The 12,533-nt window shown below is 70.7% G+C and carries 11 protein-coding genes; 2 read left to right on the forward strand and 9 right to left on the reverse strand.

Going from position 1 to position 12,533, the window contains the following annotated elements; translation table 11 throughout:
- Positions 1 to 20: 20 nt before the first annotated feature.
- From ACZ6I3_RS32090 to ACZ6I3_RS32120, 7 genes are all read right to left on the reverse strand, one after another.
- Positions 21 to 1,058, reverse strand: a complete 1,038-nt coding sequence (locus ACZ6I3_RS32090) for a cytochrome d ubiquinol oxidase subunit II (protein ID WP_469419412.1) — start codon at positions 1,056 to 1,058, stop codon at positions 21 to 23.
- Complete coding sequence (locus ACZ6I3_RS32095; RefSeq protein ID WP_469419414.1) at positions 1,058 to 2,491, reverse strand: cytochrome ubiquinol oxidase subunit I; 1,434 nt, start codon at positions 2,489 to 2,491, stop codon at positions 1,058 to 1,060. The genes ACZ6I3_RS32090 and ACZ6I3_RS32095 overlap by 1 nt, the downstream gene beginning before the upstream one ends.
- Before the next feature lie 39 nt (positions 2,492 to 2,530).
- Positions 2,531 to 3,370: an SDR family oxidoreductase gene (locus ACZ6I3_RS32100; protein WP_469419415.1), complete on the reverse strand. Its 840-nt coding sequence runs from the start codon at positions 3,368 to 3,370 to the stop codon at positions 2,531 to 2,533.
- Between the two features lie 165 nt (positions 3,371 to 3,535).
- Entirely contained in the window at positions 3,536 to 5,116 is a 1,581-nt protein-coding gene (locus tag ACZ6I3_RS32105) for a GMC oxidoreductase (RefSeq protein WP_469419417.1), read from the reverse strand.
- Between the two features lie 160 nt (positions 5,117 to 5,276).
- Positions 5,277 to 6,182, reverse strand: a complete 906-nt coding sequence (locus ACZ6I3_RS32110) for a cyclase family protein (protein ID WP_469419419.1) — start codon at positions 6,180 to 6,182, stop codon at positions 5,277 to 5,279.
- 240 nt (positions 6,183 to 6,422) lie between these two features.
- Complete coding sequence (locus ACZ6I3_RS32115; protein WP_469419420.1) at positions 6,423 to 7,076, reverse strand: hypothetical protein; 654 nt, start codon at positions 7,074 to 7,076, stop codon at positions 6,423 to 6,425.
- Positions 7,077 to 7,144: 68 nt separating this feature from the next.
- Positions 7,145 to 8,650 (reverse strand): alpha/beta hydrolase, encoded by a 1,506-nt coding sequence (locus ACZ6I3_RS32120; RefSeq protein ID WP_469419421.1) that lies wholly within the window; start codon positions 8,648 to 8,650, stop codon positions 7,145 to 7,147.
- A 139-nt stretch (positions 8,651 to 8,789) separates the two neighbouring features.
- Between ACZ6I3_RS32120 and ACZ6I3_RS32125 the strand changes: the two genes are divergently transcribed.
- Positions 8,790 to 9,653 (forward strand): helix-turn-helix domain-containing protein, encoded by an 864-nt coding sequence (locus ACZ6I3_RS32125; protein ID WP_469419423.1) that lies wholly within the window; start codon positions 8,790 to 8,792, stop codon positions 9,651 to 9,653.
- On the opposite strand, the gene ACZ6I3_RS32130 is transcribed toward ACZ6I3_RS32125, so the two are convergent.
- Both ACZ6I3_RS32130 and ACZ6I3_RS32135 read right to left on the reverse strand, forming a co-directional pair.
- On the reverse strand, positions 9,613 to 10,305 hold the full coding sequence (locus ACZ6I3_RS32130) for a hypothetical protein (protein ID WP_469419425.1): 693 nt from the start codon (positions 10,303 to 10,305) through the stop codon (positions 9,613 to 9,615). The genes ACZ6I3_RS32125 and ACZ6I3_RS32130 overlap by 41 nt on opposite strands.
- A 230-nt stretch (positions 10,306 to 10,535) precedes the next feature.
- Positions 10,536 to 11,564: an AraC-like ligand-binding domain-containing protein gene (locus ACZ6I3_RS32135; RefSeq protein WP_469419427.1), complete on the reverse strand. Its 1,029-nt coding sequence runs from the start codon at positions 11,562 to 11,564 to the stop codon at positions 10,536 to 10,538.
- A 194-nt stretch (positions 11,565 to 11,758) separates the two neighbouring features.
- On the opposite strand from ACZ6I3_RS32135, the gene ACZ6I3_RS32140 reads away from it, so the two are divergent.
- Positions 11,759 to 12,526 (forward strand): polysaccharide deacetylase family protein, encoded by a 768-nt coding sequence (locus ACZ6I3_RS32140; RefSeq protein WP_469419428.1) that lies wholly within the window; start codon positions 11,759 to 11,761, stop codon positions 12,524 to 12,526.
- Positions 12,527 to 12,533: the final 7 nt, after the last annotated feature.

A 12,533-nucleotide genomic window follows, 5' to 3' on the forward strand; every position in this document is an offset into this window, starting at 1 on the left:
CAGCAGGATGTCCTCTTCACTCACCCCTGGTCCCCGGCACCACGCCCCCGCAGATCGGCGTCGGTGAGGGATTCCAGCTCGCCGTGGGTGTCCAGCCAGTACAGGAGGGCGACCGCCGGGAAGACCAGCAGCAGGGCCACCAGCGTGACGATGCCGAGCCAGCGCAGCGTGCCGGACGCGCCCGCTCCCTCGGCGACGGTCAGGGAGGTGGGGATGAGGTAGGGCCGCTGGGCCAGGCCCCAGGCGATCACGGCGGAGGCGACGACCGCGACGGCCGTGACCCGCGACCAGGCGCCGGAGGGACGCAGCAGCAGGGCGACGGTGGCCAGCGTGGCCACGGCGGCCGCGATGACGCAGGCCAGGCCCGCCCCGTGGGTGAGGCCGTGCCAGACGTGCGGGGCGTCGTCGTGGGTGACGAACAGGGTGATCACGGCGAGTACGGCGACGGCGGCGAGGGCGCCCAGTGCCCGTCTGCGGAAGTAGCCGTCCAGGTCGGGGGCGTCGAAGCGCCGGGCGTCCGCGGCCAGGAACACCGCCCCCAGCAGGGCCGATGTCGCGATGGCGAGCAGGCCGAAGAGGAGGGAGGTGGGGTTGGACCAGGCGTCGTCCGCCGCGGGCGTGCCGGGGGCCACCCGGCCGGAGGCGATGCCGCCGGCCGCCGCGCCGAGGAAGAACGGCGTCAGCAGCGAGGAGACGGCGAACACGGCCCCGTACAGCCGTCGCCCGGCGAGCCGCCGGCTGGGCTTGCGCAGGGCGAAGCCTGCGCCCCGCAGGACCATGCCGACGGCGGCCAGCGCCAGGGGCAGCCACATCGCGGAGAACACCGTCTGGAACATCACCGGGAAGCCGGTCCACATGGTGACCAGGACGAAGACCAGCCAGACGTTGTTGACCTCCCAGACGGGGGCCATCGCGTGGTCGATGAGCCATCTCGGCCGCTTGCCGCGCCCGGCTCCGCCTGCCGTCAGGTCCCAGAACCCGGCCCCGTAGTCGCTACCGCCGCCACAGCTGTAGGCGGCGACCGCGAGCAGCAGGACGACGGCGATGACGTCGGCCATCACGGCCTGCCGCTGTCGGAGGCCGGAACGGCCGGGCGCGGTCCGTAGGGGGTGTCCGCCTCGGGGCCTTCGGCCGCCTGCCGCTCGTCGGCGAGACGCCAGCGGGTGCGCATCTTCAGCAGCACGAGGAGAAACGAGCCGAAGACGAACACGTACACGAGGACCACCAGTCCGAACATGGTCCACAGCCCGCCGGCGTGGGTGGTGGTCACCGCCTCGGAGACCCGCATGTTCTCGTAGACGATCCATGGCTGGCGCCCCACCTCGGTGGTGATCCAGCCGCATTCGACGGCGACGACGGAGGCGACGCCCGCGACCGCGGCGCCGCGGTAGAACCACGTCGACTCGGGCAGCCGGCGGCGGCGCCACCAGGCCAGGGCGTACCACAGGGCGAGCAGCACCAGCAGGCAGCCGATGCCGACCATGGTGTCGAACGCCCAGTGGGCGATGGTGGCCTGGGTGGCGTTGGGGCGCTGGTCGGCCGGTACGGAGGTCAGTCCGGTCACCTTGGTGTCGGGCCTGAACCCGGCCAGGATGGAGTCGAGCTGCGGGATCCTGATGCCGCCGGAGATGCTGCCGTCCGGATGGAGACGGCCGTAGAGGTACTCCGGCACATGGGTGTCGGTCTTCCAGACGATCTCCATCGCGGCGAACTTGACCGGCTGCTTGTGGAAGACCTGCCGGGCGATGGAGTCGCCCAGCATGAACTGGACGGGCGTGCAGACCGCGGCGACGGTGAACGGGACGGTGAAGCCGAGGCGGTGGTAGCGGTCCCGGCGTCCGCGCAGCCATCCGGTGGCGTAGACACCGGCCACGACATAGCCGGCGGTCACCAGCATGGCCACCACGAAGTGCCAGTACTGCGGCCCGAACATCGGCGTGAAGATCGCCTTCCAGATGTTCACGTCGGTGGGGTTGCCCCCGGCGTCGAGGGTGAAGCCACGCGGGGTGTTCATCCAGGAGTTGGCGGCCAGGATGCCGAAGGCCCCGAGCAGCGCGGCGGCGGGCAGGGGAAGCGCGAGCAGGAAGTGGGTGCGAGGCTTGAGGCGTCGCCAGCCGTACAAGTAGATCGCGATGAGCACGGCCTCCAGGAAGAAGGCCCAGGCCTCCACTCCGAACCCGATCCCGAAGACGTCTCCCCACCGGCCCATCAGGCCCGGCCACAGCAGCCCGAACTCGAAGGACAGGACCGTGCCGGTGACCACGCCGATCGCGAACTGCACCGCCATCACGGCCGACCAGCGCCGGGCCAGCAGCAGGGCGGTGGGGTCGCCCTTGCGCATCCCGTAGCCGTGCATGATGAGCGTGATCAGCGGCAGGGCCACGCCCAGCGGCACCAGGATGATGTGCGAGGCGAGGGTGAAGGCCATCAGCGATCTGGCCGGCAGCAGCTGGGGCGGTGCGTCCGCCAGCAGGTGAAGCGTGGTGTGCATACGTGTCTCCCCGGAGGCCGGCGACGCGGGCGGGCGAGGTCAGCCGCCGGTGGCGAATCCAGGGAAGAGGGTCATGCCCCCGTCGACGTAGAGGGTGGTTCCCACGACGTAGTCCATGAGGTCGGAGGCGAGGCCGACGGCCGCGTGGGCGATGTCCTGGGGGTCGCCGACACGGTCGTAGGGGATCAGCCGCAGGAGATCCCGCTCGGCGTCCGGCGTCTCCCAGGCGTCGCGGTTGATGGGGGTCCTGATGGCCCCGGGGGCGATCGCGTTCACGCGGATCTTCTTCGGGGCGAGTTCCTGGGCCAGGGTCTCCATCATCATCTGCACACCGCCCTTGGACGAGGCGTAGTTGACGTGCCCCGCCCACGGGATGACCTGGTGCACCGAGCTCATGCAGATGATCTTTCCCGCGGCCCGTGACACCTCGGGGACGACGCCCCGGCGCACGAACTCCTTGGTGGCCTCCCGGGCGCAGAGGAACTGTCCGGTGAGGTTGACGTCCAGGACCTTCTGCCACTGGGCGCGGGTCATCTCGGTGAAGGGGGCGTCGCGTTGCAGTCCGGCGTTGGCGACGAGGATGTCGATCGTGCCGAACTCGTCGACCATCCGCTTCGTCATGGCGACGACCTGGTCCTCGTCGGACACGTCCGCCTCGTAAGCCGCCGCCCGCACCCCGAATGAGGTGATCTCCTCGACGACCTTCTCGGCTTCGTCCCGGCCGGCCACGTAGTTGACGACGACGTCCGCTCCGGCCCTGCCCAGGCCGATGGCCGTGGCCTTGCCGATTCCGGAGTTGGCCCCGGTCACCAGGGCCTTCTGGCCCCGGAGCAGGTGAGTGGGGATCACACCCTGGGGTGCGCCTGCGGTGGAACTCACGATCGACTGCCTCCTGCGCTGCGTAGCCCCGTACGGCCGCCGGGCCGTGGCCCGGCGCGCTCGCGCGTCACACAATCACCCTGGGCGGGAGGGGTCGCTGACGGCGGGCCAGTGTTGCGCTGCCTGGCCGACGAGGTTCGCCCGGTCGGCGGCGAGGTCCGGTGTTCAGCCCAGCCGGTCCAGCAGATGGTCGCCCACCCGCAGGGCGTTCGCGATGGCGGTGAGGGACGGGTTGACCGCGCCGATGCTCGGGAAGAAGCTCGTGTCGACGACGTAGAGGTTGTCCACCTCGTGGGCCTTGCAGTTGACGTCCAGGGCCGAGGAGGCCGGGTCGGTGCCGAACCGGACGGTGCCGGCCTGGTGGGCGGTGGCGCCGATCGGCATGCCCTTGTGCAGATAGATGCTGTGGTCCAGCAGATGGTGCTCGTGCATGCCGAGATGGCCGAGCAGGTGCTGGAGTTTGTGCCGCAGCCGCTTGAGGCCGGCGATGTTGTTGGACTCGTCCAGCGCGAGGTGGATGCGGCCGTCGCCGTCCAGGGTGACGCGGTTGGCGGGCAGCGGGAGGTCCTCTCCGCACAGCCAGAAGTCGACGGCGTGATGGGCCAGGACCTCGAAGGGCATGTCCGGGGCCACCGTCCCGGCCCAGCGCGGGGCCTCGCCGTGGATCTGGTCGGCGTCCGACTTGCCGAGCATCTGGATCCCGCCGAGCGGATAGTCCCAGTCGTCCGCGCCGAGGTACCAGTCGTGCAGGGCGAGGGTCTTCTGGAACTTGGTGTCGTTGGGCTCCTCCGACACGGCCATCAGCGCGAGGTTGTTGTGCCGCATGTAGTGCCGGCCGACCACGTCGGAGCCGTTGGCCAGGCCCCGGGGGTGGTGGTCGTTCGCCGAAGCGAGCAGCAGGGCGGCCGAGTTGACGGCTCCGCAGGCGACGACCACGATGTCCGCCTGGTAGCGGACCTCCTCACCGTTCGCGAGCCGGGTGACGACCGTGTCGACACTGCGTCCGGCCGGGTCGGTCTCCAGCCGCACCACGTGGGCGTTGGTGAGCATCTCGACGCCCGGGTGCCGCAGGGCGGGTTCGACGCAGATCACCTGGGCGTCGGACTTGGCGCGCACGAGGCACGGGAACCCGTCGACCCGGTCGCAGCGGATGCACACGCTGGTGTGGCTCGCCTTGCCGTCGCCGTCCTGGGTCAGGTTGACGCCGATGGGCAGGTGGAAGGGGTGCAGGCCCTGCTTCTCCAGGTCGTCGCTGAGCCGCTGGATACGGGGCTCGTGTTCCACCGGCGGATACGCGTACTGCTCACTGGCCGGGCCCTCCCAGGGGTCCTCGCCGTGCCGTCCGTGGACCAGGTAGAGGTGTTCCGCCTGGGTGTAGTACGGCTCCAGGTCGTCGTAGCGGATCGGCCAGGCGGGGGAGATGCCGTCGTGATGGCGCAGTTCGCCGAAGTCCTCGGGCCGCAGCCGGAACAGGGCGGCCCCGTAGAACTTGGTGTTGCCGCCGACGTAGTAGTTGACCTCGGGCGGGAACTCCCTGCCGTGCTGGTCGAACCAGAACTCCGGGGCCCGGTACTTGCCCCTGACGAACACGGCCGTCGATTCCCAGTTGTCCCGCTCCCGGGGGAGGTAGTCACCGCGTTCGAGGAGGAGCACGCGTTTTCCGGAGGGGGCCAGCCGGTGGGCGAGTGTGCCGCCGCCGGCGCCGGTGCCGATGATGATGACGTCGTAGTGGGGGGTGTCACCCACGGCGACCACCGTCCTCGCGTTCACGGCCCCGCGTCCCCCGCGTCCCGCCGGGACCTGTCACGGCTGCGGCCCCTCTTCGAACGTAACCGCCCTCCCCGGGCCCGGCACCCGCAAGCGCCGTGCGTGTCCGTACGGCCACGCTGCGGCCCCGGCGTCACTCTCAGAGCACGGCGATCGGATTCACCGGGGAGCCGGTGGCCGCGGGCAGCCGCAGCGGCGCGACCACGCACAGGAACCGCCAGCGGCCCAGCTCCGCGCACAACGGTGCCAGTTCCTCGAAGTCCAGGTAGTCCAGCAGATGCACCCCCATGGCCCGCATCGCCAGCACATGCACCGGGAACGCGATCCCCGCCACCGGGCTCGGCGCCGTGTCGTTGTTACCATCCGAGCCCAGGACGGAGACGCGCCGCCCGGCCAGGAACTCCATCGCCGCCGGATGCAGCCCGGCCCGCGCGTGCGCCGCGTCCCACGCACCGGTCTCCCGGCGCCGGCGCCGGTGTCCGACCCGCACGAACAGCAGGTCTCCCGGCTCGATCCGGGCCCCCTGGGCGGCCTCGGCAGCCGTGAGGTCGGCGGCCGTCACCTGGTCGCCGGGCTCCAGCCAGGGCACGCCACGCAGCCGCGGGATGTCCAGGAGCACTCCACGGCCGACGATCCCGTCATGGACCAGGTCGACCGTGAGCGCACCGGCGCCGTCCGGCGTCACGGTGCCGGCCGGAACGCCTCCGTACAGCTCGCCGTCGAACATCACATGGCAGAGCGCGTCGAGGTGGCTGTCGGCGTCGCCGTGCACGTTCATGGCGAAGCGGTCGAGGGCGAAGTGCAGCCCGGTGGACAAGTCGCCCGGCTCGGTGGGTCCCGTCATCCGGTGCTCGGCGGGCCGGGGGTTGTCCGGTCCTGGCCGCGTCTCGATGGGGGCGGCGAGGGACACCGTCCGCCCCGACCTCACCTCGGCGGCGGCCGCCCGCACACACTCGGGCGTCAGCCGCGCCAGGGCGCCGGTCCTGCCGCCCGGGGCCTGATCACGCAGCCGCCGGTACAGGGAGCGGAAGGCCTCCTCGGACATCGGTCGCGACGCCGCTCGACCGGATGCCGACGGGCGCGGGTCCGGCGTCATGGGATCCGGCCGCCCGTGCGGGAGGCGCCAGCGTCACCGGGCTGCGACACGGGAGGCCGTCCGGTGCCGCGCGTACGATCCGTCACGCCGGTCTCCTCCTGGTCGGTCGAGGGCGGTCGAGGCCGCCGGTCGAGGTCACTACCTCCAATCTCCGGCGCCGCCGGTCCCCACGCATCCCGGGCGAAGGGGTCACCCCGCTCCGCCGTCGAGCAGTCGGCTGTAGCGCAGCCGTAGCGCCCGCTCGGTGCTGGCCGCCGCCGTGGCGAAGCCGAGTGCGAGGTTGCCCCACTTCGGCAGATCGACGGGCGAGGTGAAGGTTCCGGTGTGCTGGGCGATGCCCTCGGACCGGGTGAGCTGTTCGGCGGCTTGTGGAAGGAGAACGGCCAGGGCGGCGACGAGCACGCACAGCGAGAGGAGACCGATCGCACGGCTCAGCGCGGGGTGTTCGCGTTCGAGGCGCGCGCGGCGTCCCTCGGCGGATCGGGGCTCCGGTACGAGCCGGTACTCGTGACCTTGGTCGGTGACGTAGTGGCAGCGCTTGATCCCGAAGGCGCTCATCCTCACCTCGACGGTGCCGCCCGGGACGGGGAAGGCGGCGGGGAGCTTGGACAGGGCGTGCTGCCTGCCGTCGCGGTACAGGTGGGCCTTGAGGCTGTCGGAGGAGTGGTTCTGCCAGTGCCGGACGTCGACGGCGTAGTCCGTCTGCCTGCCATCGTCGCTCGTCAACCGAAGATGGAACAGCGCGCGGAACAGCAACTGCCACCAGCGGAAACGCTGCAGTGCTCGACCGTCTCCGGGTTTGACCCGCTGCACGGCCCGACGCCGCCGCCACTCTTTGATCATACGTTCGCTCCCGTTGCTTGATCGGTTCGCCGAGCGCCCGCCGGGCTTCACACCGCCGGCTCCGGCGATCAGCCGGCGGGGCAGAGCATGTCCTTTCCGGGCAGCTCGCCCTCGACGAGGTAGCGCGTGGTGGTGTTCAGCGCGCAGGGGTTGTCGCCGAGGACGTAGGCGCCGTGCCCGCTGTCGTCGACGCTGAGCAGCCGGGATCGGTCGGCGAACTTCTCGCGCAGCATCTTCCCGCCGAGGTGGGGCGTCGCCGGGTCGCGCAGGTTCTGTACGAGCAGCACGTTGCGGGGTCCGTCGTCGTTGACGGCGACCGGCGGCTCGGCCGGGGTGTGCGGCCAGAAGGCGCAGGGTGTGATGTTGGCGGTGGCGGCTCCGAACAGCGGGAAACGCGCGCGGTCCTCGGCGACGCCCTTCCGGTAGGTGTCGACGTTCTCGGGCCACTTGATGTCGTTGCAGGTCACGGCGGCGAACACCGCCAAGGGGTTGTCGACCGGGGACGACGCCTCGCCCGCGGGGGCGTTCGGCGACGGCATGCGGCGGACTGCCGTGGCGTCGCCGTCCGCCAGCGCCTGCCACTGCTGGGCCAGCTTGGGGTACTGCAGCTTCTTGAACAGGAGACCGAAGGTGTACTGCCGCAGCAGGCTGCCGTCGAAGCCTGCCACCGGAGCCTTGTCGAGTCGTTCGGCGAGGGCGAGGTAGGTCCCGCGGACCTGCGCGGGAGTGCGGCCCAGTCCGTAGCTGTCGTGCCGTGCGGCCGCCCACCTCGCGAAGTCGGGAAAGGTCTGTTCCATGCCGAGGGCGTAGCGGCGCAGGCCGTCGCGGTCGAGGTGGGTGTCACCGATGTTGCTGTCGAGCACGATCCGGTCGGAGCGCTCGGGGAACATCGACGCGTAGGCGGCGCCCAGTGCCGTGCCGTAGGAGTAGCCCAGGTAGCTGGTCTTCTCCTCGCCGAGCGCGGCCCGGATGCGGTCCAGGTCGCGGGCGGTGTTCGCCGTGGTCAGGTGGCGCAGCCGCCCGTCGCGGTCCTGGCGGGCGCACTGCTCGGCCACCCGCTCGGCGATCTTCGCCTGTTCGGTGACCGCCGCGTCGTCGGCCGCGTAGGGAGGAATGTTGGAGGTGTAGGGGCCGTCGAGCGTGAACCCGCATGTAACCGGTGCCGAGTGCCCGATGCCGCGGGTGTCCATGCCGATCAGGTCGTAGCTGTCCAGGACGCCGGCGGGAAGACCCCGGGCCACCAGCAGCGCGGGCAGCGCAAGGCCGGACCCTCCTGGGCCGCCCGGATCGAGCATGAGCGTGCCGCGCCGCTTGTCGGGATTCGTGCTGGCCAGCCGGGAGATCATGAGGTCGATCCGAGCACCACCGGGATCGGCGTAGTCCACCGGCACGGGCACGGTCGCGCACCGCAGTGCGGTCGGAGCCGCTTCGGCCACGACGTCCTCGGGGCAGCTGCCCCACCGCACCTGCGACGCCCGCGGCCCGTCCGCGACGGCGGGCACGGCGACCAGCGTGCCGCTGAGGCCGAGGACGACCGCCAGAGCCGAACTCCGGCCGATACTGCGTCGTTTCATGTCCAGTCTCCGATTACTCGTCCAGCGGCTGTGGTCGCCACCCATCGCACTCCGTGCCCCTGGGGCATGGTCAACACCGTCTCGCCGACGTGAAGGGACGGGCGCGGTCGAGGGTTGACCATGCCCCAGGGGCACGGTCTTGAATGGATCGCGTCCCGCCTGCGGTCTCGCCGACCGGCAGGACACCGACGGCGACGGGGAACGGAGCACCCCAGGAAAGGGCCTCGCGGTGGCGTGGAGCACAAGTCAGCTGGCCGAACTCGCCGGCACGACACTGAAGGCCGTCCGGCACTATCACCGGGTCGGTTTGCTGGACGAGCCGGAACGAGCGGCCAACGGCTACAAGCGGTACGGCATCCAGCACCTGGTCCGCCTGCTGCGCATCCGCAGGCTGGTCGACCTCGGCGTGCCGCTGTCGGACATCCCCTCCGCCGAAACCGCCGACGAGAAGGGAAAGCAGATCCTGCGTGCCCTGGACGCGGAACTCGCGGCGAGCATCGAACGCCAGCAGCGGATGCGACGGGAACTGGCGGCGATCCTGGACGACAGGGCCTCGATCGACGTACCGGCGGATTTCGAGGAGTTCGCCGACGACCTGCCCGAGGCTCAGCGGTCCCTCCTGGTGGCGTACTCCAGCATTCTCACCCCCTCGGCGATGTCCGCTCTCGAGGAGCAGCTCTCAGCGCCTCGTAGTGACGTCGGCGCGGAGTTCGAGGCCCTCCCCGAGAACGCGCCCGTGGAGGTTCGCCGGCAGCTCGCGCAACGCCTTGCGCCTGAGGCCCGCAGACAGCAGAAGGACCACCCGTTCCTGAGCGACCTGGAGGCCTCCTCCCGCCGGGGAAGGGAGATCACCCAGTCGGTGGTCGTGCAGGCCATGGTCGAGTTCTACAACGAGGCCCAGCTCGACGTCCTGCGACGGGTTCACGCGTTGCTCTCCGAGGACGACGCTGAGGCGCTGGGGCTTACAGCGGTTCGGCGGTCTTCCGAGGGTCGTCGGCCGTGATCCGGTTTATGAAGCGCCGGGCCTGTTCCTCGGCCGGAACGTCACCGGTGACAGGGAGGTCGAAGGTGAAACGGGGGCCCTGGGGCGACGCGTCCCGACGAAGCCTGAAGTACACCTCTACTCCCTCGGGCTCCTCGCGCCTCGGCTCCACCTGGTCCACCACGCAGTCCCAGCGCTCGAACCAGCCGCTACGCACCAGTTCCTGAGTCACGAACCGGGCGACAGTGTCCACGGGCTCTTCCCATCCGTTGTCCGCGACGGCACGCGTCAGTTCCGCGTCGTACTGAGCAGCATCGAAGTGGACCTCTGCGGGGACGGGTAGCCGGATGTCGTTCGTGTTCTGCCACGACGACCACACCACCCTGTCGCCCCGGCGGTGGATGGTGACGAAGATGCCTCCGCAGCAGCCCGTGTAGCAGTCGTTGTTGGACAGCTCGACGCGGCGAGGTTCCTCCAGCGCCGACAGCGGCCACTCCTCGGCAGGCCCGAACCACTCCCCGCGCGAGCAGCTCGACACCCCGCCGGGGTGGATCTCCGCCAGCACGTCGCGGCCGTCGATCCATGGGCGCACCTCTGCCCACTGGTCGATCGCGAGAGGGTGCGGAATCGTATGCCGCAGAGCAAGTGTGCTGATCCGGGTGGGGGTGTTCATGCCATGAATTCTCACCGACGCCAGCGTGCGCGGCTTGCCGTTGCCGGGTCGCCGGGGCAGTACACGGCGGCGCTCGCCGACGGAGCGGTGATGAGGCCCGCTGACAGGAGCGCGCCTGTCAGCGGGGAGGCTCCGACCGCGCCGCCGGATCTTGCGTGACTTCAGTCCACCCCCGTGGGACTGACGGACTCCGCAGTCTGATCGACCGGCACCATCAGACTGCCGGGTGATCAACAGCGTTTCGTTAGCGGGCTGTCCCCACCTGGCTGGTAATGCGTCTCCTCGGGGAAGCGCTGGGCTCTGTGGCGATAGTCCCTCGGGGGGATGCCGTAGGCGGAGCGGAAGGCACGGGTGAAGTCGGCGGCGCGGGGGAAGCCCCAGCGGGCGGCGATGGCGTGGATGGGGGTGGTCGCCAGGGCGGGCTCCGCGAGGTCGCGGCGGGCGCGTTCCAGGCGCTGTTCCCGGATCCAGGCAGCGATCGACCGCTCTTCGTGCTCGAAGAGTCGGTACAGGTAGCTGCGGGATATGTGGTGCGCCGCGGCGATGGCGCCGGGATTCAGGTTCGGGTCGTGAAGGTGGTCGCGTACGAACGCCCGGATGCGCAGGACGAGGGTCTGCTGCCGAGTCTCCGGTGGGAGGGAGTTCTCCGCTTCGAGGGCTTGGGCGAACAGCGCTGACAGCAGGTCGACCGCCACGGATCCGAGCCGCGGCCCGTCGGCGGGCTGGTACGCGTCGGTGCCTCGCGCCAGCTGAGTGAGCAGTTGTCTCAGCAAGGCGCCGAACCCTTCCCGGACCGACAAGTGGAGACCGGTCACGTGGTTCAGCCGGTTCCGCGGCACCGGCAACAGCGCCTTCGGTACCTCCAGCCCGACTCCCGTATGCGGAAGGGAGCCATCGCCCCCGTGGACGTCGACGGTGCGCGACGTGTCGACGACGCACAGGCTGTCCGGACCGTACTCGGCCACCTCCTCACCCCGCACGGTGCGCAGCGCCCCGCTCAACGGCAGGGACACGTGCAGCCCCTCGGGGTCGGACTGCCGGATCAGCTTCGGCGACCGTCGGAAGCACACCGGCTGGAACGTGGTGGGCCACACCGATACGGCACCGAGGTCCAGCACACGTTGAGAAGCCCGGAAGTCCGCCCGATGGTCACTGCGCAGTTCCAGCGGAGCATGGGTCCGGCTGACCAGCTCGCGCCAGCAGTCGAACCGGTCCGCCGCCGGCACGTCATCACTCCGGAACACCGTCTCGCTCAGCATGTCCCTCCTCGCCGCCCCACAAGTCCTGGCATGGCTCGCCTCCTACCCCCCGCAGCCGCCGAGTTGTCCCCGGTCTCCCCCGAGATTGTCCGTGCTCGGTAACGGAGGGATCCTGCGGCCGCCGCTTCTCGTCATGCCAGTTGGTCGCACGGTGACCGGGCATCGGCGAGGAACTGCGGGAGAGCGGGGCGGACATGGCGCGGCACGGTGGCGGGCGGGGCTGGTACGGCAAGGTGGTCGGGGCGGCGCTCGGGGTGACGCTGCTCGCCACCGGCGCGTCGGTGTGGACCGCGCAGGCCGGTGCCACGGGCGGCTCGTCGCCGAAGGCGAGCGCGTCGGCCACGCCCGACGTCAAGCCGGTCGCGGTGGACATCGCGCACGCCTCGGACAAGGGAGCGCGCGGCGTCAACATCACCATCGACGACGGCCCCGACCCCGTGTGGACCCCTGAAGTGCTCGACGTGCTGCGGGAGTACGGGGTGAAGGCCACGTTCTGCATGGTGGGGACGCAGGCACAGGCCCACCCGGACCTCGTGAAGAAGGTGGTCGCGGCCGGGCACCGGCTGTGCGACCACTCGGTGTCGCACGACACCACCATGGACAAGAAGTCCGAGGCCTACCAGTCGCGGCAGATCCTCGACGCCGAACGCATGATCACCAAGGCGTCCGGGGGCGTACGGCCGATGTACTACCGGGCGCCCGGTGGGGCCTTCACCCCCTACAGCCGCAAGCTGGCCGCCTCCCGGGGCATGCGCCCGCTGGGCTGGAACGTCGACTCCAAGGACTTCGAGCGGCCGGGCACGGACGCCATGGTCGCCACCGTCGAGCGGGAACTGCCGAACGGGCCGACGATCCTCTTCCACGACGCGGGCGGCGAACGCTCCCAGACCGTCGAGGCCCTGCGCCGGATCCTCCCCTGGCTCAAGGAGCAGGGCTACACCTGCGGCTTCCCGGTCCGCTGAGGAACAC

Source organism: Streptomyces sp. NPDC041940, from assembly GCF_055589465.1.

Excerpts from the sequence above, each read along its gene's own strand:
- ACZ6I3_RS32090 (WP_469419412.1), bottom strand. The coding sequence starts at position 1,058 with ATGGCCGACGTCATCGCCGTCGTCCTGCTGCTCGCGGTCGCCGCCTAC.
- ACZ6I3_RS32095 (WP_469419414.1), bottom strand. The coding sequence starts at position 2,491 with ATGCACACCACGCTTCACCTGCTGGCGGACGCACCGCCCCAGCTGCTG.
- ACZ6I3_RS32110 (WP_469419419.1), bottom strand. The coding sequence starts at position 6,182 with ATGTCCGAGGAGGCCTTCCGCTCCCTGTACCGGCGGCTGCGTGATCAG.
- ACZ6I3_RS32115 (WP_469419420.1), bottom strand. The coding sequence starts at position 7,076 with ATGATCAAAGAGTGGCGGCGGCGTCGGGCCGTGCAGCGGGTCAAACCC.
- ACZ6I3_RS32120 (WP_469419421.1), bottom strand. The coding sequence starts at position 8,650 with ATGAAACGACGCAGTATCGGCCGGAGTTCGGCTCTGGCGGTCGTCCTC.
- ACZ6I3_RS32130 (WP_469419425.1), bottom strand. The coding sequence starts at position 10,305 with ATGAACACCCCCACCCGGATCAGCACACTTGCTCTGCGGCATACGATT.
- ACZ6I3_RS32135 (WP_469419427.1), bottom strand. The coding sequence starts at position 11,564 with ATGCTGAGCGAGACGGTGTTCCGGAGTGATGACGTGCCGGCGGCGGAC.
- ACZ6I3_RS32140 (WP_469419428.1), top strand. The coding sequence starts at position 11,759 with ATGGCGCGGCACGGTGGCGGGCGGGGCTGGTACGGCAAGGTGGTCGGG.